We start from the raw sequence: 18456 nt of genomic DNA, 5'->3' as shown, positions 1-18456 counted from the left end.
GGGCGACGTCTCGCCACTGGACTACACGCCGCGGGCGGGGCGGACCGCCGGCCCCGACTCAGCGGGCCGTCTCGCGCAGCGTCGCGCCGCGTGCACCGCGGACGGTCATCGACGCGCTGATCAGCGCGACGGTGCCGAAGACCGCGGCTGCGAGCAGCGCCAGCACGACCAGGCGCAGCGGTGAGATCGCGGCGACGAGCGCGGGCGTGGTGGAGGCGTCGGCGTAGCCGAGCGTGATCGTGCGCAGCACGACCCACTGCGCCAGCGAGCCGGCCAGGATGCCGGCGAGCGCCGCGCTGCCCAGGACCACGCCGAGCTCGCGCACCACCGCGACCATCACCGACCTGCGCGGCACGCCGACGACCCGCAGCGCGGCGGCGTCGCGGCGGCGGGCCGGCAGCTGGACGGCCGCGCTGACGAAGAGCCCGGCGAGCGCCATCAGCACGACCAGCGCGGCGACGACGGCGTAGAGCCGCAGCGCGAGGGCGTACGCGCTCTGGTCGAGCACGCGCCGCTCCTGCGCGAGCGTCGTGCCGATCGTCAGGCCCGATTCGGACAGCTGCTGCGTGATCGACGACGGGGTGCCGCCGCGGGCGAGGACGTGGGTCGTGATCAGCGAGTCGGAGACCTTGCGGTCGGTGATGAACGACGAGTAGTCGATCAGCAGGCCGGACGGACCCGTGAACGGCATCCCCTCGACCGCGCCGATGCCGCCGATGGTGTCGACAGGGAGGAACCCGAAGTCCTGGTTGAGCTTCTGCACCGCGCGCGCCTCGACGCCGGGTCCGGCCAGGGTCGGGCGCTGCCGGTCGATGCCGCCCGCGGTGAGGCGCGCCATGCCGACCGAGTCGCCGGTGTCGACGTCCATCTCGAGCTCCCCGTCGACCTCGCGGAGGTCGGTGATCGACGACCGGACGGCGTCGTCGGGGGTCGGGCGCCACGCCGCACCGTCGATCGCACCGGCCAGCGGCGTGCCGTCGACGGCGATCTCGACCACGCGCAGCGTGCCGCTCATGGCGGTGTTGGTGCCGGCGCCACCGCCGAGGGTCATGCCCTCGAGCGGGCAGCCCTTGCGGCAGAACGGGACCTTCGCGGTGCGGGTGGTCTCGCCCGCCCGGAACGGCCCGAGGTAGACCTTCTGCGGCACGCCCGCCCGGGAGCCGAAGCGCACCTCGGCGGTCAGCCCGCCGTCGACCTCCGCCTCGTTGTCGACGGTGAGGCTGAGCCGGGTGCCGGAGAAGGTGGGGACGGTGCCGTCCGGCTCGATGTCGCGGACGACCTGGGCGACGTCGCGACCCGGGGTCCACGTGGGCGGCCAGGTCGCGACCCGCTCGAGGCGGCTGCTGTCGACGACCGAGAAGTTCGCGCCGGGGTAGGCGACGCTCGCCGCCGCCATGATCCACTCGCCCTCGGGGTCGAGGCGCCGGGTCAGCTCGACCGCGTCGGGCAGCGACAGGGTGGTCGACCAGGTCGTCGTGGCGGGCGAGGCCGTGGCGGCGACGCTGGTGCGCCACGTCGCGGCGGAGTCGTAGACGCCCGCCCCGAACACCGCGACCGCGATGGCAGCCGTGATCGGCAGGATGACGAGCGTGCCCTCCTGGCGGCGCGAGATCGCCCGCGAGGAGACGAAGCCGCTCAGCGAGCGTCCGCGCGAGCGGCGGGTCCACCAGGTGGCGAGGGCCGCCGCGGTCCGCGTCGCCGCGAGCCCGGCGACGACGGCGAGGAGCACGGGGAGGACGAGGTCGGTGGCGTCGGGCTCGCCCGGCGACCCGCCGGAGAGCTTGCTGACGAGGGTGGCGGCGGCCAGCGCCACGAGGCTCAGCTGGGCGACGACCGACCAGCGCCGGGCGGCGACCGGACGGCGTACACCCGCGAGCTGCGAGGCCAGCGACTCGCGCACCACCAGGCCGACTGCCACGCACGCCACCACGAACGCCGCGACCAGCACGAGCGCGGCCGCGACCCAGCTGGCGAGCGGCAGGGGCAGCGGCAGCCCGGGCACGAGCCAGCTGCGCACCAGCACCACCGACATCCCCAGGCCGAGGCCGACGCCGAGCGGCGCCGAGACGAGCAGCAGGACGAGCGGCTCGGCGAGCCCGAGACCCCACAGGCGCCGGGCGGTGACGCCGCGCAGCGAGGCGAGCGCGAGCTCGGGGACGCGCAGCTCGCTGGCGGCGTTGAGCAGCCGCATCAGCAGCGCGAGGGCGACCAGGACGAGCGACAGCACCGCCGGGGCGATCGAGCTGCGTGCCGTGGACTGCTGGAAGCGCACCTCGTCGAGCACGCCGGCGAGGTCGTTGGTGTCATCGGCCTGGAGCGTCCCGCCGTCGACCGGGATCGCCGCGTCGCTCGGCACGTCGTCGGCCGAACCGGCCGCCACGTCGAGGTCGGCGGGCAGCAGGTCGGGCTCGACGTCGAGCCGGGTGTCGACCCGTACCGTCCAGTCCCCCATCGCCTCGACCGTGTCGGGCGTGGTGATGAGCGGGCCGGGGGCGTAGGGGCGGTAGCCGCCCTGGATGCTGGTCTGCTCGTTGGTGCTCGACAGCCGGCCGGGGATCAGCCAGCCGTCGTCGTCGGCGGGCGTGTCGTAGGTGCCGACGACGACCACCTCGTCGAGGCCCGGCCGCGGCAGGCCGAGCTCCTGGACGCCGGGCGTCTCGTAGATCGCCAGCGTGAGCGGCTCCCCGATCTTCGCCCCGGTCTTGGCCAGGTCGCCGGTGAGCATCAGCACCTCGCCCTGCTCCTCCGGGCAGCGGCCCTCGATCTCGAGCGCGTCGCACGCGTCGGCGCGCGCCCAGAAGGTCGTCACGCCGCGCAGCGCGCTGAACCGCTCGGACTGCACGATCGTGACCGGGTCCTGCCACGGGCCCTCGGTGAGCTCCTCCGACGCGGCCGCGGCGTCGGCCTCGGCGGTCGGGATGTCCGAGTCGTCGTCCGGCGTGAAGACGCGGCTCAGCCCGGTGAGGCCGGCGGGCGTCTCCTCGAGGCGGGTGACGACGTAGGAGTTGGTGACGGCCTCGGAGAACACCGGGCCGAGCACGGCCGACCCGATCGCGAGCGCGGTGAGCAGCACCGAGCCCGCGGAGAGGAGCGCGCGTGCCCGGAGGCCGCGGACGATGGCACCGAAGAGCTGGACCATCAGTCCTCCTCACGCAGCAGGCTGGGGCGGGTGGTCGAGGCGCGCACGCCGCGGGCGCGGCCGCCGACCACGACGACGGCGAGGGCCGCGACCACCGCGGGAACGACGAGCGGCCACGGGCGCGGTGCCGTGTCGAGCGGGATCCCCGCGACGGGGACGTTCAGCAGCGGCAGGCCGCCGAGCAGCAGGTCGACGGCGAGCCAGCCGCCGGCGACCACCGCGACCAGGACGATCGCCGTGAGGGAGGTGACCTCGGCGCGACCGGCACGACGGGCCGTTCCCGAGGAGATGCCGACGACGCGGAGTGCCGCGACGTCGCGGCGGTAGTCGCGCAGGTGCCGGGCCACCCCCGCACCCAGGGCGAGCAGTGCGACCAGCGCGCAGGCGAGGGCGGTGAGGGCGTACGCCACAGCCTGGGCGCCGCCGTTGGCGTCGCTGAGGGCGGTGCGGACCGAGTCGCGGGTGCGCCAGGTCGTCCCGGTGGCCTCGGCGACGGCGTCGAGCACCGACGCGGGCGTGCCCTCCGCCGCGACGACCTGGACCTCGGCGGCCGGGACGGTCGGGCCGGAGCCGATCGCGGAGGTCCGGATGTCGGAGAGCGTGCCGACGCTGCCGACGAGCGGCAGGTTGTCGGCCTCCGCGAGCACGTCGGTGGTGCGGTCGTCGCCACCGAGGTCCAGCGCCTGCGGCTCCGCCTCACCGGCCGCGAGGACGGGGACGGCCGCGTCGCCGAGGTCGAGGCGCAGCTCGAGGGCGGCGTCGGGCAGCAGCGCGACCTGCAGCCCGTCGGTGCGGTTGACCACGAGCGGGTCCGGCGGGCGGTAGCCCGGGAAGAACCGGTTGGCCAGGGAGGCGTCCAGCGAGGTCTCGTCGGGGACCCACGGCTGGCCGACGAGGTCGACGTCGCCCACCGTCACGCTGCGCAGCAGCACGATGAAGTCGCGCCGGTCGAAGAACGACTGGTCGTCGCGCCCGACGCTCAGCCCGGTGACCGTGCAGCCGTCGGCGCAGTCCGCGACCCGCACCGAGCGCGTCACCGGGCGGCCGTCGGCGCCGACCCGGAAGCCCACCGTGGCGCTGCCCGAGGAGTTCGTGGAGGTCACGTAGCTGAAGACCAGCTCGGCGGGTCCGCCGCCGGAGGTGGTCTGCTGGCCACCCTGCCCGATGAAGGTGCGCGGCGGCGGCACCTCGAGCCCGGCCGCGGTGACGGTCAGCCGTCCGCCCGAGACCTGGAGCGGCTGCGCGTCGCCGGCGAGCCGCGGGACGGCGTCGGAGGCAGCCTCGGCGGGGGTGCCGTCGTAGAAGTCGCCGACGACGGCGTCCCAGCGGTCGGCGTCGACGTAGGCCCGGCGCTCGGCGAGCCGGGTCTCGTTGGGCACGGTCGCGGTGGCGATCAGCTGCTGGCCCTCGGGGTCGACCCGGTCGGTGAGGTCGACGGCACCCATCGCACCGAGCGCGGAGGCGTCGATCGTCCGGGTGCCGGGGACGTCGACGGCGGACTGCTCGGCGGTCCAGTCGTCGACCGCGACGGCGCCGGTCAGCGCGAGCGTCCCGACCACCGCGGCGGCGACCACGAGGCGTACGGGCGTCACCAGGTCGTCCGCACGCGCCAGGCGGCGGGCGGCGAGGAAGGCGCCGATCCCGCGCTTCTCGGTGGCGGGGGTGAGCCCGCGCGCGGCGATCCGGACGACCCAGATCGCGAGCTGGCCGAGGGCCAGGCCGACGAGCGCCGGCCCGACGAGCACCACGAGGTCGGGCTCGCCGTCGGTGACGCGGCTGCGGTAGGCGGCGACGCCGGCGCCGACGAAGACGAGCACGCTGAGGAACACCACGAGCGTGGTGGCGCGGCGCGGCCGGCGCCGGGTGGCGACCTGGACGGCGAGCGGCTCACGCAGCGCCGCCGCGGCGGCGAGCGACACGATGACCAGGCCGACGCCGGCGATGGCGAGCGTGGTCAGCAGCGCCCGGCGACCGAGCGGGTCGGCGGCCGCGTCCAGCCAGGTCGAGGTGGCGAGGACCGTGCCGGCCGCGCCGACGGCGAGGCCGAGCAGGGCGCCGAGGACGATCGCGAGCAGCGGCTCGACGAGCACGAAGCGCCACAGCCGCAGGCCGTGGATGCCGCGCAGCCGGGCGAGGCCGACCTCCTCGCGGCGAGCCGCCGCGAGCTCGGCGCCGAGGCTCGGGACCGACACCGCCCCGATCAGCAGGAGCGGCGCCGTCAGCCACGGCGACGTGCCGGCGGCGACGGCGAACTGCAGCACCGTCACGGCGCCGCCGACCACGACGAGGGTCATCAGCACCAGGGTCGCCAGGGCACCCCGGCGGCTCCAGGCGCCGCGCAGGACACGGCTCACGCGGGTGACCTCACTGCACGACCCGGCCCTCGTCGAGGGCGATGTGCAGGTCGCAGGCGTCGACGACCGCCGGGTCGTGGGTCGCGACCACGACAACGGCGCCGCGGGCCGCCTCCTCGCGCAGCTCCTGAAGCACGACGGCGCGGTTGCCCTCGTCGAGCTCGGAGGTGGGCTCGTCGGCGAGCAGCACGGCGGCGCCGACGACGAACCCGCGGGCGCAGGCCACGCGCTGCATCTGGCCACCCGACAGCTCCTCGACCTGTCGCTCGCCGAGGTCGGCGATGCCGAACCGGGCGAGCGCGGCCTCGGCCGCCTCGTCGGCGTCGGCGGGCGCGACGCCGCGGGCGCGCAGCGCGATCGAGACGTTCTCGCGCGCGGAGAGGATCGGGACCAGGCCGTAGACCTGGAGCACGAAGGCCACCTCGGGCAGCGGGTCGCCGCCGCCGGTCCAGGTCTCGCGGCCGTCGAGCTCGGCGGTGCCGGACGTCGCCTGCAGGAGCCCGCCGGCGATGGAGAGCAGGGTGGTCTTGCCCGAGCCGCTCGGGCCCGACAGCGCGGTGACCTTGCCGGCCGGGAAGACGACGCTGACGTCGTCGAGCAGCGTGCGCCCGGCGACGTACGTCACGGACTCGAGGTGGAGCCCCGGGGCGGCGGCGTGGCGACCGCCGAACCCGCTGAGCGTGGTGTCGGCGGGACCGGGGAAGGGCGTGCTCACGTGGGGTTCCCCTCGGTGCTGGCGCGGGTGACGACGATGCGTCCCTGCTCGTCGTCCTCGAAGCGCACGAGCGTGCCGGGCGGCCACTCGGCGGCGATGTGACCGGGCAGGTGCAGCACGCCGTCCTCGCCGACGACGGCGTACTCCGAGCCGCCGTGGCCCTCGGCGCCGACCCGGCCGCCCTTCATCGTGACGGTCCGCGGGAACGTCGCCGCCACCTCGGGCTGGTGGGTCACCACGACGATCGTGGTGCCGAAGTCGTCGCCGAGGGAGTGGACCAGGTGGAGGACGTGGTCGCGGTCGGCGTGGCTGAGCTGGCTGGTGGGCTCGTCGGCGAGCAGCAGGCGCGGCGAGGTCGACACCGCGCACGCGAGGGCGAGCCGCTGGCGCTGGCCGCCGGACATGGTGGAGACGACCTGGTCGGCCTGCTCGAGCAGCCCGACCCGGTCGAGCAGCTCGGTGTCGACGAGGGCCTGCTCGCGCTCGCGGCCGCTCAGGGAGAGGCGGGCGAAGGCGATGTTCTGCCGCGCGGTGGCGTAGGGCAGCAGGTTGCGGGTCGAGCCCTGGAGCATGGTCGACACCTGCCGCGAGCGGATCCGGGCGAGGAACCGCTCGCCCATCCGCGAGATCTCCTCCTCGCCGAGGAAGATCCGCCCGGCGCTGGGGCGCTGGATGCCGCCGAGCAGCGCGAGCAGCGTCGACTTGCCCGAGCCGCTGGGGCCGAGGAACGCGACGCGCTCGCCGGGACGGATGGTGAGGTCGACGCCACGCAGGGCGACCACGTCGTGGCCGCCGAAGGTCTTGTAGAGGTGGACGACGCCCTCGCAGCGGATGCCGAGCCCGCCCGTCCGGGTCTCCTCGACCACCGCCGTGCTGTCCTGCACGTCTCCCCCTTCGACTGAACAGAGGCAACAACATACATAAAGGGCAGTACCTTGAGCGCATGGTGATCCGAGTCGCGCTCGTCAACGACGACGAGGTCGTCGTGCGCGGGCTCGACGCGATGCTCCGCAGCTACAGCAACCGCGTCGAGGTCGTCGAGCTCGTCGCGGGCAAGCCGGTGTCGCAGCCGGTCGACGTCGCGCTCTACGACACCTTCGGCATGGGCCAGGGCAACGGCGACTCGGTGCGTCGGCTGGTGGACGACCCGCAGGTCCGCCGGGTGGCGGTCTACACGTGGAACTTCCAGCCCTGGCTGACCCGCGAGACCCTCGACAGCGGCGTGCGCGGCTACCTCTCCAAGAGCCTGCCCGCCTCGCGCCTCGTCGACGCGCTCGCCGCGATCTCCGCCGGGCAGGTCGTGGTCTCGCCGTCGCGCGGGCGCTCCGCGCTGGTCGGCGGCGACTGGCCCGGGCGCGAGGAGGGGCTGACCGCGCGCGAGGCGGAGGTGATCTCGCTGATCACGATGGGCCTCACCAACCAGGAGATCGCCGACCGCACCCTCCTCTCGCTCAACTCGATCAAGTCCTACATCCGCTCGGCCTACCGCAAGATCGAGGTCGACTCGCGCTCCAAGGCGGTGCTCTGGGGGCTCGCCCACGGCATGCGCGCCGACCGGGTCCGGATCACCGGCTCCCCGGCGCGGGAGGGCTGACGGGGGCCTTTCCAGCGATCGCCCCTACGCTTCTCCGGTGAACGATCAGCAGGACCGCCCCGCCGAGGGCATCGACCCCGACCGGCTGGCGGTGGCCCTCGAGGTGCTGCGCGAGGTGGCGGACCTGCCGCCCGAGCACGACGACGTACGCACGATGAAGCGCGCCGCGTCGCACATGTACAAGCTCATCAAGAAGCAGCGTCGCGCCGAGATCCGCCAGGAGCGGCTCCAGCACGACCTCGACATCATCGCCAGGACGGCCACCGGGTCGCCGATGCGCATCGACGACGAGACCGCGGGGATCCCGCTGGTCTCCACCGCTCCCGGGGCGTTCGCCGGCGAGCTGATCACCGCCCGCGGGTGCTACATCTGCAAGCAGGACTTCACCCTCGTCGACGCCTTCTACCACTGGCTGTGCCCGACCTGCGCGGCGATGAGCCACGCCAAGCGCGACCAGCGCACCGACCTCACCGGCAAGCGGGCGCTGCTCACCGGCGGCCGGGCCAAGATCGGGATGTACATCGCGCTGCGGCTGCTGCGCGACGGCGCGCACACGACGATCACGACCCGCTTCCCGCACGACGCGGTGCGCCGGTTCGCCGCGATGGAGGACTCCGCCGACTGGCTGCACCGGCTCAAGGTCGTCGGGATCGACCTGCGCGATCCCACCCAGGTCATCTCGCTGACCGACGACGTCGCGGCCGACGGACCGCTCGACATCATCATCAACAACGCCTGCCAGACCGTACGCCGGCTGCCGGGGGCGTACTCCCACCTGATCGACGGCGAGAACGTCCCGCTGCCGACCGCCGAGTCGCTCGGGGTGCCGGCGCTGCCGGAGATGGTCACCTTCGACCGGATCTCGGAGGCGCACCCGGCGGCCATCGCCGGCGCGCTGTCGGCCACGGCGGTCGCCCACCACGAGGGCGAGTCGGCCGAGCACGCGCTCGCCGCCCACAACGCGGCGTCGCTGACCGCGCTCGCGCTCAAGGCCGGCGGCGCCTCCCTCGACGCGCACCTGGCCGGGACCGCGATCGACGCGGGCGGGCTGATCCCCGACATCCAGGACAACAACTCGTGGACCCAGGTGCTCGACGAGGTCGACCCGCTGGAGCTCCTCGAGGTGCAGTTCTGCAACTCGATCGCGCCGTTCCTCATCAACTCGCGGCTGCGTCCGTCGATGCGCGCGGCCGTGCAGGGCGGGGCTCGCCGGGCCTACATCGTCAACGTCTCGGCGATGGAGGGGCAGTTCGGCGGTCGCCGCTACAAGGGCGCCGGGCACCCGCACACCAACATGGCCAAGGCCGCGCTCAACATGATGACCCGGACCTCCTCGGGCGAGCTGTTCGAGACCGACCGGATCCTGATGACGGCCGTCGACACCGGCTGGATCACCGACGAGCGTCCGCACCACGAGAAGCTCCGGATCGCCGCCGAGGGGTGGCACGCACCGCTCGACCTCGTCGACGGCGCCGCCCGCGTCTACGACCCGATCGTGCGCGGCGAGGCCGGCGAGGACCTCCACGGCGTCTTCCTGAAGGACTACCAGCCCGCGGCCTGGTGAGTCGGCTGGTTGACTGCTCGCCATGAGCGAGCCGGAGAGCATCGAGGACTTCTACGCCCGCGTCGCCGCGGCGACGGACGAGGAGGGCCGGCTGCCGGTCGCGATCGAGGCGATGCCCGGGTGGGACATCTTCCCGTTCGAGCTCGACGGGCTGCGGGTCAAGCCGCTCGAGCCGCTGGCCGACGTCGAGCCCGACCGGCGCGGCGAGGACCTGGCCGACTGCCCGTGCGCGTCGCCCGCGAGCGCCGACCAGGAGGCGCGCACCGTGTGGAGCAACGAGCGCTGGGTGGTCTCCGACGCCGGCATGAAGCTGCCGGTCACCCTGATCCTCAAGCCGCGCGCGCACCACGACCTCGCCGACCTGCCCGACGACCTCGCCTCCGAGATGGGTCGGCTGATGGTGGCGATCGCCGCGGCCGTCGAGAGCCTGCCGAGCGTGGGCCGCTGCCACGTCGGCCGCTACGGCGACGGCGGCGCCCACCTCCACCCGTTCTTCTTCGGCCGCCCGACCCGGATGCCGCAGCTGCGCGGCTCGTGCGTGCTGGACTGGGAGGAGAACCTGCCCGACCTGCCCGACGACGTACGCCTCGCCAACTCCGGGTTCGTCGGCCGGGCGCTCGTCGAGCGCCTCGGCGGCAACGGCCCCGCCTGGGAGGCGTGAGCGTGCACCCCGGAGGTCATCGCGGCTCGACGAGCCCGTCCAGCGCATCGTCGGCCAGGTCTTCAACCCGCTGATGGTCTACCAGCGGCGCTGAGTCCGCGGCCCGCGGCCCTCAGCCGCCGTGCGACCCGCCGTCATGGTGCCCGCCCGGACCGCCGCCGTCGCCGATGCCGACCCACGAGGCGGTGGACATGCCCATGTCGGGCCGGCGTCGGCGCACGTCCGGGTTGCCGGGCACCAGGATCGCATCGAGGACCGCGGCCAGCACGCCGAAGGCGACCAGGCCGCCGAAGAGCGTCAACACGACACCGAACCGCCCACCGCCGGTCGCGAGGACGGTCGCCACCGCGGCGGACACGACGACCGCGACGCTCGCGAGCAGGACAAGCCACGCCGTGCGGGCGTGGGGCGCGAGTCGCTTCGTCAGGGTGCGCATGACTGAAGTGTGGACCTGACACGGCCCGGACCGCTACCCGTCCCGACGGGCTGCCCGTCGTGTCACGGCCCGTGTCAGCATCCGCTGCGAGCCGTTGCGGGTGGCGACACGTGGTGTGTCAGGTCGGGGACCAGCGGGAAGGGCCTCGTCAGTCCGAGCCCGAGTGCCCCCGCAGCAGGTCGCCGAAGGGCGTCACCTCGGTCTCGACCCGGGTCCCGGAGCTGCGCCGCGGCCGGGCCGCGAGGTCGGGCGCGAACCCGCCGACGGCGTACGTCCCCTGGCTCAGCACCGCCGCGGCGAGCTCGGCGGCGGCGCGGGTGATCCGGTCGGCGAGGCCGTGGCTGCCGAAGTCCTCGGTGGCGGCGAAGACGCCGGTCGGGACGACGACGGCGCGCAGGTAGGCGAAGAGCGGGCGCATCGCGTGGTCGAGGACGAGCTGGTGGCGCGCGCTGCCGGCCGCCGCGGCGACCAGCACGGGCGTACCGGTGAGCGAGTCGGGATCGAGGGCGTCGAAGAACATCTTGAACAGCCCGCTGAAGCTGGCGCTGAAGACCGGCGTGACCGCGATCAGCCCGTCGGCCGACGCGACCTGCTCGCGGAGGCCGGTCAGCCGCGGGGTGGGCACGCCGCCCGTGACCATGAAGGTGGCCAGCTCACCGGCCACCTCGCGCAGCTCGACGAACTCGAGCTCGACCGCCTCGCCGCGGGCGGTGACCTGGGCGGACGTGGCCTCGGCGAGCTGGTCGGCCAGCAGCCGGGTGGACGACGGGACGGTCAGCCCCGCCGTCACCACGACGATCCGACGACTCATGCGCTCGCCCCGGCGGCCTGCTGGGCGCGCTCCTCGACCAGCGCGCGGGCGGGCTCGACGAGGTGGTGCGGGGCGTCGGGCCCGGCCGCTACCAGCGAGGCGTGGGTGGGCGGGTCGCTCGGCACGTGGGCCGGGCGGCGGCGCTCGAACTCCGTGCGGAGCACCGGCACGACCTCGGTGCCGAGCATCTCGACCTGCTCGAGGACCAGCGAGGTCGGCAGGCCGGCGTGGTCGACGAGGAACAGCTGGCGCTGGTAGTCACCGACGTAGTCGGCGAAGCCCAGCGTGCGCTCGATGACCTGCTCCGGGGTGCCGACGGTCAGCGGCGTCATCTCCGTGAAGTCCTCCAGCGACGGGCCGTGGCCGTAGACCGGGGCGTTGTCGAAGTAGGGGCGGAAGACCCGCTTGGCCTCGGCCTCGCTGCCGGCCATGAAGACCTGACCGCCGAGCCCGACGTACGCCTGGTCGGCCGCGCCGTGGCCGTAGTGCTCGAAGCGCTGGCGGTAGAGCTTCACCATCGCCTCGGTGTGCTCCTTGTTCCAGAAGATGTGGTTGTGGAAGAAGCCGTCGCCGTAGTAGGCCGCCTGCTCGGCGATCTCGGTGCTGCGGATCGAGCCGTGCCACACGAACGGCGGCGTGCCGTCGAGCGGCGCGGGGGTCGAGGTGTAGCCCTGGAGCGGGGTGCGGAACTGGCCCTGCCAGTTGACGACCGGCTCACGCCACAGCTTGCGCAGCAGGTGGTAGTTCTCCACCGCGAGCTTGATGCCGTCGCGGATGTCCTTGCCGAACCACGGGTAGACCGGGCCGGTGTTGCCGCGACCCATCATCAGGTCGACGCGACCGCCGGAGAGGTGCTGGAGGAAGGCGTAGTCCTCCGCGATCTTCACCGGGTCGTTGGTGGTGATGAGCGTGGTGCTCGTCGAGAGCAGCAGCTTCTCCGTCTTCGCGGCGATGTAGCCGAGGTGGGTGGTCGGCGAGGAGACGACGAACGGCGGGTTGTGGTGCTCGCCGGTCGCGAAGACGTCGAGACCGACCTCCTCGGCCTTGAGCGCGAGCTGCGTCATCGAGGCGATGCGCTCGGCCTCGGACGGCGTACGCCCGGTGGTCGGGTCCGTGGTGACGTCACCGACGCTGAAGATGCCGAACTGCATGGTGTCCTCTTCCCTTAGATCGTGTTGGTTGAAGTTTCTACGACCTCCAACGGGGCGGGTGCCTCCAGTATTCCGTGCGTTCGGGCCGCCCGGGCCCTCGTCCCGGCGGTCGCGGGTGCCGCCGCACCCGCCGACGCGGTGACCCGGGCCTGCCGCGGCGCCGACTCCGCGGACCTCGCGTCCGGCACCCCCACCCGGACGACCCTGCTCCGCGACCGGTCCGAGCTGCTCGGCTCGCTCGAGGTCACCGGCGTCCGGCTCACCTACCCCAACGGCGCGCGCTGCGACGTGCTCTCCGTGGACGGTCGGCTGCCGTTCGGGCACGACATAAAGGGCTTCGACACGGAGGTCTCGGAGCTCGGCACGCTCGTCGTCGCCGGGGCCGACCAGGGCGAGACCGAGCACCAGGGGATCGGGAGGAACCTGCGGAGCAGCAGCCCGTTCCGCGAGCTCCGCGACGAGGTCCTCGGCGCCGTCGTCTATGCCCCGACCGAGTCCGGCACCATGCCTGCGCTCCCCGGGATCCCGCCCGCGTGGCAGGGCCAGCCCTACACGTTCACCCACACCCGCACCACGGCCTCGCTCGACCTGAAGGCGCGCAAGGGCGTGGAGAAGTCGTTCAAGGTCACGCCCGCCACCCGCGCCGCCGCCGCCCGCCGGCTCGAGCGGGACCTGGCCGTGGCGCGCTCCGCGGCCGACCGGCGCGACGCCCGCCGGACCTACCGCCTCGCCCTCGACGGCGTCCGGCTCGTGATGAAGCCGTTCCGCGTGAGCTGGAGCGGCGAGCTCCCCGGCTGAGCCGGAGCGGCGGGGCGCGACGCGCCCGGCGGAATGCCTGCCGCGATCGGCGTGTTGGGAGGAGCACCATCGAAGGCACCGGGCCGACGTCAGTCGCGAGAGGAGCGACGATGACCGACTTCACTCCGTTCGACCAGCTGCTCCGCGGACACGCGGGCCTGCTCGAGGACTCCACCCACGACCGCTGGGTGCGCGCCCAGGCGCTGTTCGAGGAGCGCGCCTACCGCGAGGCCGCCGTGCTGCTGACCGAGCTGCTCGACGACCCCGGCGACGTGGTGCACGAGCTCACCGACGTACGCCTGCTGCTTGCGCGCTCGCTCTTCCACTCCGCCCAGCTCGACGGCACGATCCGGGTCGCGACCGAGCTGCTCGACCACGACCCCAACGAGCCCTACGCCCACCTCCTGCTCGGCCGCGCCCTGCAGCGCAAGGGCCGCCGGGACGAGGCGCAGCCGCACCTGCGGCTCGCCGAGCTGCTGGGGGGCTACCGGAGCTGAGGGTCCCGTCCACGGCTGGGGTCGAGCGGACCAATCTCCGCTCGACGCCCGCCATGGCGTGCGACCAGCGACCACGAAGGTGTCCTAGTCCAACGGTTCGGTGAACACTCGCGAGCACCCGCGACAGCGGTGCCCGCGGGCGCCGATGCTGGATCCGTGACCAGCTACGGCGACCCTCGCTACGGAAATCAGGGAGGCCCGCTCGCGATCGCTCACCGCGGGGGCGCGGCGCTCGCCCCCGAGAACACCCTGGCCGCCTTCGGCCGATCGGTCGCCCTCGGGCTGACCCACCTCGAGACCGACGTCCACGTCACCCGCGACGGGCACGTCGTGTGCTTCCACGACAGCACCCTCCAGCGGGTCACCGGTCACCCCGGCCGCGTCGCCGACCTCGACCTCGCCGACCTCCGGAGGCTGCGGGTCCACGGGACCGAGCCGGTGCCGACGCTGGCCGAGGCGATGGAGGCGTTCCCGCAGGCGCGGTTCGCGGTCGACCTCAAGGACGAGCGGGCGATCGCTCCGATGGCCCGCCTCCTCCGCACCCGGGCCGGCTGGGCCGACCGCGTGCTCGTCGCCGGCGCGTGGGGCCGGTGGCTGCGCCGGCTCCAGGACGAGGCGCCGGGCGTGACGACGGCGCTGGGGTGGCGCTCGCTGACGTCGCTGGTCGCGTGCGCGCGCGGCGGCGTACGCCCGCTCGGGGTGCGGTCGGGCGGAGCGTTCGCGCACGTCCCGCTCCGGCTCGGCCGGCTGCCGGTCCACTCCGAGCGGGTGATCGCGCGCGCCCACGACCTCGGCATCCGGGTCGTGGTGTGGACCGTCGACGAGCCCGCCACGATGCGGTCCCTGCTCGACGCCGGGGTCGACGGCATCATCACCGACCGCCCCGACCTGCTGCGCGAGGTGCTGGTGGCGCGGGGCCAGTGGGTCCGCCCGGCGCGCCTTGAATCACATACCCCCTAGGGGTATCGTCGACGCCATGAGCGCGCAGCACGGCCACCTCGAGGGCAACGACGCGGCCAAGGCCGCCCACCTCAAGCGGCTGCGCCGCATCGAGGGGCAGGTCCGTGGGATCCAGCGGATGGTCGAGGACGAGAAGTACTGCATCGACATCCTCACCCAGGTCTCCGCAGCCACGAAGGCGCTCCAGGCGCTCGCGCTGTCGCTGCTCGACGACCACATGGCCCACTGCGTCGTCGACGCCGCCCGCCAGGGCGGGGCCGAGCAGGAGCAAAAGCTCAAGGAGGCCTCCGAGGCGATCGCCCGCCTCGTGAGGTCATGAGGAGGAGAGACACATGAACGAGACCACCTACACCGTCACCGGCATGACCTGCGGCCACTGCGCCGCCTCCGTCACCGAGGAGATCTCGGAGATCGCCGGCGTCGAGAAGGTCGACGTCGTCGTCGAGACCGGCGCCGTCACCGTCACCAGCCAGCAGCCCCTCGACGAGTCGGCCGTCCGCGCCGCCGTCGAGGAGGCCGGGTACGCCCTGGCGTGAGCCCGATGAGCACCCCGGTCCGCGCCGCGGCCTTCGCCGCCGCCCTCGTCGCCGCCTTCGCGGTGGCGTGGGGGGCCGGGCGCGTGGTGGGGCCGGTCGAAGCCGATCCGGCGCCCGCGGCCCACGACGGCATGGCCTCCCACGAGGACGAGACCGACGCCCACGCCGGCCACGGCTCGGCCGTCGCGGAGGCCACCGGCCTGACCGCGCAGGCCGACGGCTTCACCCTCGACCTCGCCGACCGGCAGCTCCCGGCCGGACGGACGCGCCTGGACTTCCGGGTGCTCACCTCCAGCGGTCGCCCGCTGCTCGACTACACCCGCGAGCACGAGAAGGACCTCCACCTCATCGTGGTGCGCCGCGACCTGACCGGCTTCCAGCACGTCCACCCGCGCCTCGACCGCGCGACCGGCACGTGGTCGGTCGACGTACGCCTCACGCCCGGCACCTGGCGCGTCATCGCCGACTCCACTCCCGAGGGCTGGGACGGGGTCACGCTGGCCGACGACGTGTCGGTCGCGGGCGACTTCCGCCCGGTGCCGCTGCCCGCGGACGACCGGACCGCCGAGGTCGGGGCGTACACCGTGACCCTCGCCGGCGACACCGCTCCCGGCGCGAGCACCGTCCTGACCGCGACCGTCGAGCACGACGGCACGGCCGTGACCGACCTCGAGCCCTACCTCGGCGCGTACGGCCACCTCGTCGCGATCCGCGCCGGCGACCTGGGCTACCTCCACGTCCACCCCGAGGAGGGCGCGCCCGGACCGATCGACTTCGCGACCGCGTTCCCGACGCCGGGGACGTACCGGCTGTTCCTGGACTTCAGGCACGGCGGCACGGTCCGGACCGCGGCGTTCACCGTGGTGTCCGGCGGCGCACCGTCCGGCGAGCACGGAGAGGGCGGTCATGAGCACTGAGGCACAGTCGCTCGCCGACGTCGAGCTGGCCATCACCGGCATGACCTGCGCGTCGTGCGCCAACCGGATCGAGCGCAAGCTCAACAAGCTCGACGGCGTCACTGCGACGGTCAACTACGCCACCGAGAAGGCGAAGGTGTCCTACCCCGGCACCGTGTCCACCGACGACCTGCTGCGCACGGTCGAGGCCGCGGGCTACGCCGCCGCGCTGCCGAGCCCGCCCGCGTCCGAGGAATCCGTCGACGAGGCGCCCGAGCGCGACCCGCTGCTCCAGCGGCTCGTCGTCAGCGCGGCGCTGAGCGTCCCGGTCGTGCTGCTCGCGATGGTCCCGGCCTGGCAGTTCACCTACTGGCAGTGGGCCTCGCTCGCGCTCGCCGCGCCGGTCGTGGTGTGGGGCGCGCTGCCCTTCCACCGCGCCGCGTGGACCAACCTGCGCCACGGCGCGACGACGATGGACACGCTCGTGTCGGTCGGTGTGCTGGCCGCGTTCGGCTGGTCGCTGTGGGCGCTGTTCCTCGGCACCGCCGGCGAGCCGGGGATGACCCACCCGTTCCGGATCACGATCGAGCGCAGCGACGGCGCCGGCAACATCTACCTCGAGGCCGCCGCCGGCGTCACCACCTTCCTGCTGGCCGGGCGCTGGCTCGAGCACCGCTCCAAGCGGCAGGCCGGCGCCGCCTTGCGGGCGCTGCTGGAGCTCGGCGCGCGCGACGTCGCGGTGCTCCATGATGGTGTCGAGACGCGCATCCCGGTCGACCAGCTCGCGGTCGGCGACGAGTTCGTCGTACGCCCCGGGGAGAAGGTCGCCACCGACGGCACCGTCGTCGAGGGCACCAGCGCCGTCGACGCCTCGATGCTCACCGGCGAGTCCGTGCCGGTCGAGGTCGGGCCGGGCGCCGACGTGGTCGGTGCGACGGTCAACGCCGGCGGCCGGCTCCTGGTCCGCGCGACTCGCGTCGGCGCCGACACCCAGCTCGCGCAGATGGCCCGGCTGGTGGAGGACGCCCAGAACGGCAAGGCCGAGGTGCAACGCCTCGCCGACCGCGTCTCCGGGGTGTTCGTGCCGGTCGTGATCGGCCTGGCCGTCGCGACCCTCGGCTTCTGGCTGGGTGCGGGCGGCGGTGCGACGGCCGCCTTCACCGCGGCCGTCTCCGTCCTGATCATCGCCTGCCCCTGCGCGCTGGGGCTGGCCACGCCGACCGCGCTGATGGTGGGCACCGGCCGTGGCGCCCAGCTCGGCATCCTCATCAAGGGTCCCGAGGTGCTGGAGCAGACCCGCCGGGTCGACACGGTCGTGCTCGACAAGACCGGCACCGTGACGACCGGTGACATGACCGTCCAGTCGGTCGTCGCCGCCGAGGGCGAGTCGGAGGACGACGTACGCCGCCTCGCCGCCGCGCTCGAGCAGGCGTCGGAGCACCCGATCGGCCGGGCCATCGCCGCGGCGTACGCCCCGACCCCGGCATCTGAGGACGCCCTGCACCCCGCGACCGCCACCTCGACTGCAGCACGTCCTCAGATGCCAGCCGTGGAGGGGTTCACCAACCGCGAGGGCCTCGGGGTCGAGGGCGTCGTCGACGGGTACGCGGTCGTCGTCGGCCGCCCGAGCCTGCTGGCCGACTGGTCGCAGCACCTGCCCGACTCGCTGGCGTCGGCCGTCGACGCCGCGCAGGCCGATGGCCTGACGCCGGTCGCGGTCGGCTGGGACGGCCGCGCCCGCGGCGTGATCGTCGTCGGCGACACCGTGAAGCCGACCTCCGCCGAGGCCGTACGCCGCCTGCGGGAGCTCGGCCTCACGCCGGTCCTGCTGACCGGTGACAACGAGCGCGCCGCCCGCCACGTCGCCGCACAGGTCGGGATCGACGAGGTCGTCGCCGACGTGCTGCCCGCCGACAAGGTCGCCGAGGTCCAGCGGCTCCAGGCCGCCGGCAAGGTCGTCGCGATGGTCGGCGACGGCGTCAACGACGCCGCCGCGCTGGCGCAGGCCGACCTCGGGCTGGCGATGGGCACCGGCACCGACGTCGCGATCGAGGCGAGCGACCTCACCCTGGTACGCGGCGACCTGCTCGTCGCGGTCGACGCCATCCGGCTCTCGCGGCGCACCCTCGCGGTGATCAAGGGCAACCTGTTCTGGGCGTTCGCCTACAACGTCGCCGCGCTCCCGCTCGCCGCCGCCGGCCTGCTCAACCCGATGCTCGCCGGCGCCGCGATGGCCTTCTCCAGCGTCTTCGTCGTGACCAACTCGCTGCGGCTCCGGAGCTTCCGCTCGTCACTCGCTGGTTGAGGTGCGAGGAGCGCCAGCGACGAGCCTCGAAACCTGCGA

General features: G+C 74.1%; 17 protein-coding genes. 10 read left to right on the top strand and 7 right to left on the bottom strand.

Going from position 1 to position 18456, the window contains the following annotated elements; genetic code table 11:
* Window positions 1–58 precede the first annotated feature (58 nt).
* Genes KDN32_RS21670 through KDN32_RS21655 form a run of 4 tightly spaced genes read right to left on the bottom strand, consistent with a single transcriptional unit; the run spans window position 59 to window position 7092 of the window.
* The gene (locus KDN32_RS21670; RefSeq protein WP_211734767.1) at window positions 59–3139 is read right to left on the bottom strand and encodes an FtsX-like permease family protein; all 3081 of its coding nucleotides are present in this window, start codon (window positions 3137–3139) and stop codon (window positions 59–61) included.
* Window positions 3139–5493: an ABC transporter permease gene (locus KDN32_RS21665; RefSeq protein WP_211734765.1), complete on the bottom strand. Its 2355-nt coding sequence runs from the start codon at window positions 5491–5493 to the stop codon at window positions 3139–3141. The genes KDN32_RS21670 and KDN32_RS21665 overlap by 1 nt, the downstream gene beginning before the upstream one ends.
* A gap of 10 nt (window positions 5494–5503) precedes the next feature.
* A complete protein-coding gene (locus tag KDN32_RS21660) occupies window positions 5504–6208 on the bottom strand; it encodes an ATP-binding cassette domain-containing protein (RefSeq protein WP_211734763.1) in 705 nt (234 codons plus the stop codon).
* Window positions 6205–7092 (bottom strand): ABC transporter ATP-binding protein, encoded by an 888-nt coding sequence (locus KDN32_RS21655; protein WP_307854281.1) that lies wholly within the window; start codon window positions 7090–7092, stop codon window positions 6205–6207. The genes KDN32_RS21660 and KDN32_RS21655 overlap by 4 nt, the downstream gene beginning before the upstream one ends.
* Before the next feature lie 59 nt (window positions 7093–7151).
* On the opposite strand from KDN32_RS21655, the gene KDN32_RS21650 reads away from it, so the two are divergent.
* From KDN32_RS21650 to KDN32_RS21640, 3 genes are read left to right on the top strand one after another with little or no spacing between them, the layout of a single operon-like run.
* Window positions 7152–7802, top strand: a complete 651-nt coding sequence (locus KDN32_RS21650) for a response regulator transcription factor (RefSeq protein WP_211734761.1) — start codon at window positions 7152–7154, stop codon at window positions 7800–7802.
* Window positions 7803–7839: 37 nt separating this feature from the next.
* A complete protein-coding gene (locus KDN32_RS21645) occupies window positions 7840–9366 on the top strand; it encodes an SDR family NAD(P)-dependent oxidoreductase (RefSeq protein ID WP_211734760.1) in 1527 nt (508 codons plus the stop codon).
* A gap of 22 nt (window positions 9367–9388) precedes the next feature.
* A complete protein-coding gene (locus KDN32_RS21640; RefSeq protein ID WP_211734758.1) occupies window positions 9389–10027 on the top strand; it encodes an HIT family protein in 639 nt (212 codons plus the stop codon).
* A gap of 112 nt (window positions 10028–10139) precedes the next feature.
* Here the strand turns inward: KDN32_RS21640 and KDN32_RS21635 are convergent, their stop codons facing one another.
* From KDN32_RS21635 to KDN32_RS21625, 3 genes are all read right to left on the bottom strand, one after another.
* Window positions 10140–10463, bottom strand: coding sequence for a hypothetical protein (locus KDN32_RS21635; protein ID WP_211734756.1), 324 nt, complete (start codon window positions 10461–10463; stop codon window positions 10140–10142).
* Window positions 10464–10611: 148 nt separating this feature from the next.
* A complete protein-coding gene (locus KDN32_RS21630; protein WP_211734754.1) occupies window positions 10612–11274 on the bottom strand; it encodes a CE1759 family FMN reductase in 663 nt (220 codons plus the stop codon).
* Window positions 11271–12425: an LLM class flavin-dependent oxidoreductase gene (locus KDN32_RS21625; protein WP_211734752.1), complete on the bottom strand. Its 1155-nt coding sequence runs from the start codon at window positions 12423–12425 to the stop codon at window positions 11271–11273. Before KDN32_RS21625 ends, KDN32_RS21630 begins: the two co-directional genes overlap by 4 nt.
* A 138-nt stretch (window positions 12426–12563) precedes the next feature.
* On the opposite strand from KDN32_RS21625, the gene KDN32_RS21620 reads away from it, so the two are divergent.
* The 7 genes from KDN32_RS21620 to KDN32_RS21590 all read left to right on the top strand — a co-directional run bounded on the left by KDN32_RS21620 (window position 12564) and on the right by KDN32_RS21590 (window position 18417).
* Window positions 12564–13223, top strand: a complete 660-nt coding sequence (locus tag KDN32_RS21620; protein WP_211734750.1) for a hypothetical protein — start codon at window positions 12564–12566, stop codon at window positions 13221–13223.
* A gap of 110 nt (window positions 13224–13333) precedes the next feature.
* Window positions 13334–13720: a tetratricopeptide repeat protein gene (locus KDN32_RS21615; RefSeq protein ID WP_211734748.1), complete on the top strand. Its 387-nt coding sequence runs from the start codon at window positions 13334–13336 to the stop codon at window positions 13718–13720.
* Between the two features lie 156 nt (window positions 13721–13876).
* Window positions 13877–14680: a glycerophosphodiester phosphodiesterase family protein gene (locus KDN32_RS21610; RefSeq protein ID WP_307854280.1), complete on the top strand. Its 804-nt coding sequence runs from the start codon at window positions 13877–13879 to the stop codon at window positions 14678–14680.
* A 16-nt stretch (window positions 14681–14696) separates the two neighbouring features.
* Window positions 14697–14999 (top strand): metal-sensitive transcriptional regulator, encoded by a 303-nt coding sequence (locus KDN32_RS21605; protein ID WP_211734746.1) that lies wholly within the window; start codon window positions 14697–14699, stop codon window positions 14997–14999.
* Window positions 15000–15012: 13 nt separating this feature from the next.
* Window positions 15013–15216, top strand: a complete 204-nt coding sequence (locus KDN32_RS21600) for a heavy-metal-associated domain-containing protein (RefSeq protein WP_211734744.1) — start codon at window positions 15013–15015, stop codon at window positions 15214–15216.
* 5 nt (window positions 15217–15221) lie between these two features.
* Window positions 15222–16133, top strand: a complete 912-nt coding sequence (locus KDN32_RS21595) for a DUF8832 domain-containing protein (RefSeq protein WP_211734743.1) — start codon at window positions 15222–15224, stop codon at window positions 16131–16133.
* Window positions 16123–18417, top strand: coding sequence for a heavy metal translocating P-type ATPase (locus KDN32_RS21590; protein ID WP_211734741.1), 2295 nt, complete (start codon window positions 16123–16125; stop codon window positions 18415–18417). The genes KDN32_RS21595 and KDN32_RS21590 overlap by 11 nt, the downstream gene beginning before the upstream one ends.
* The last annotated feature ends 39 nt before the right edge of the window (window positions 18418–18456 follow it).

This window comes from Nocardioides palaemonis, assembly GCF_018275325.1.
In the GTDB taxonomy this organism is placed as follows: domain Bacteria; phylum Actinomycetota; class Actinomycetes; order Propionibacteriales; family Nocardioidaceae; genus Nocardioides; species Nocardioides palaemonis.
Note: the sequence above shows the minus strand (reverse complement) of the source record. Positions and strands in the feature narration are given on the sequence as shown.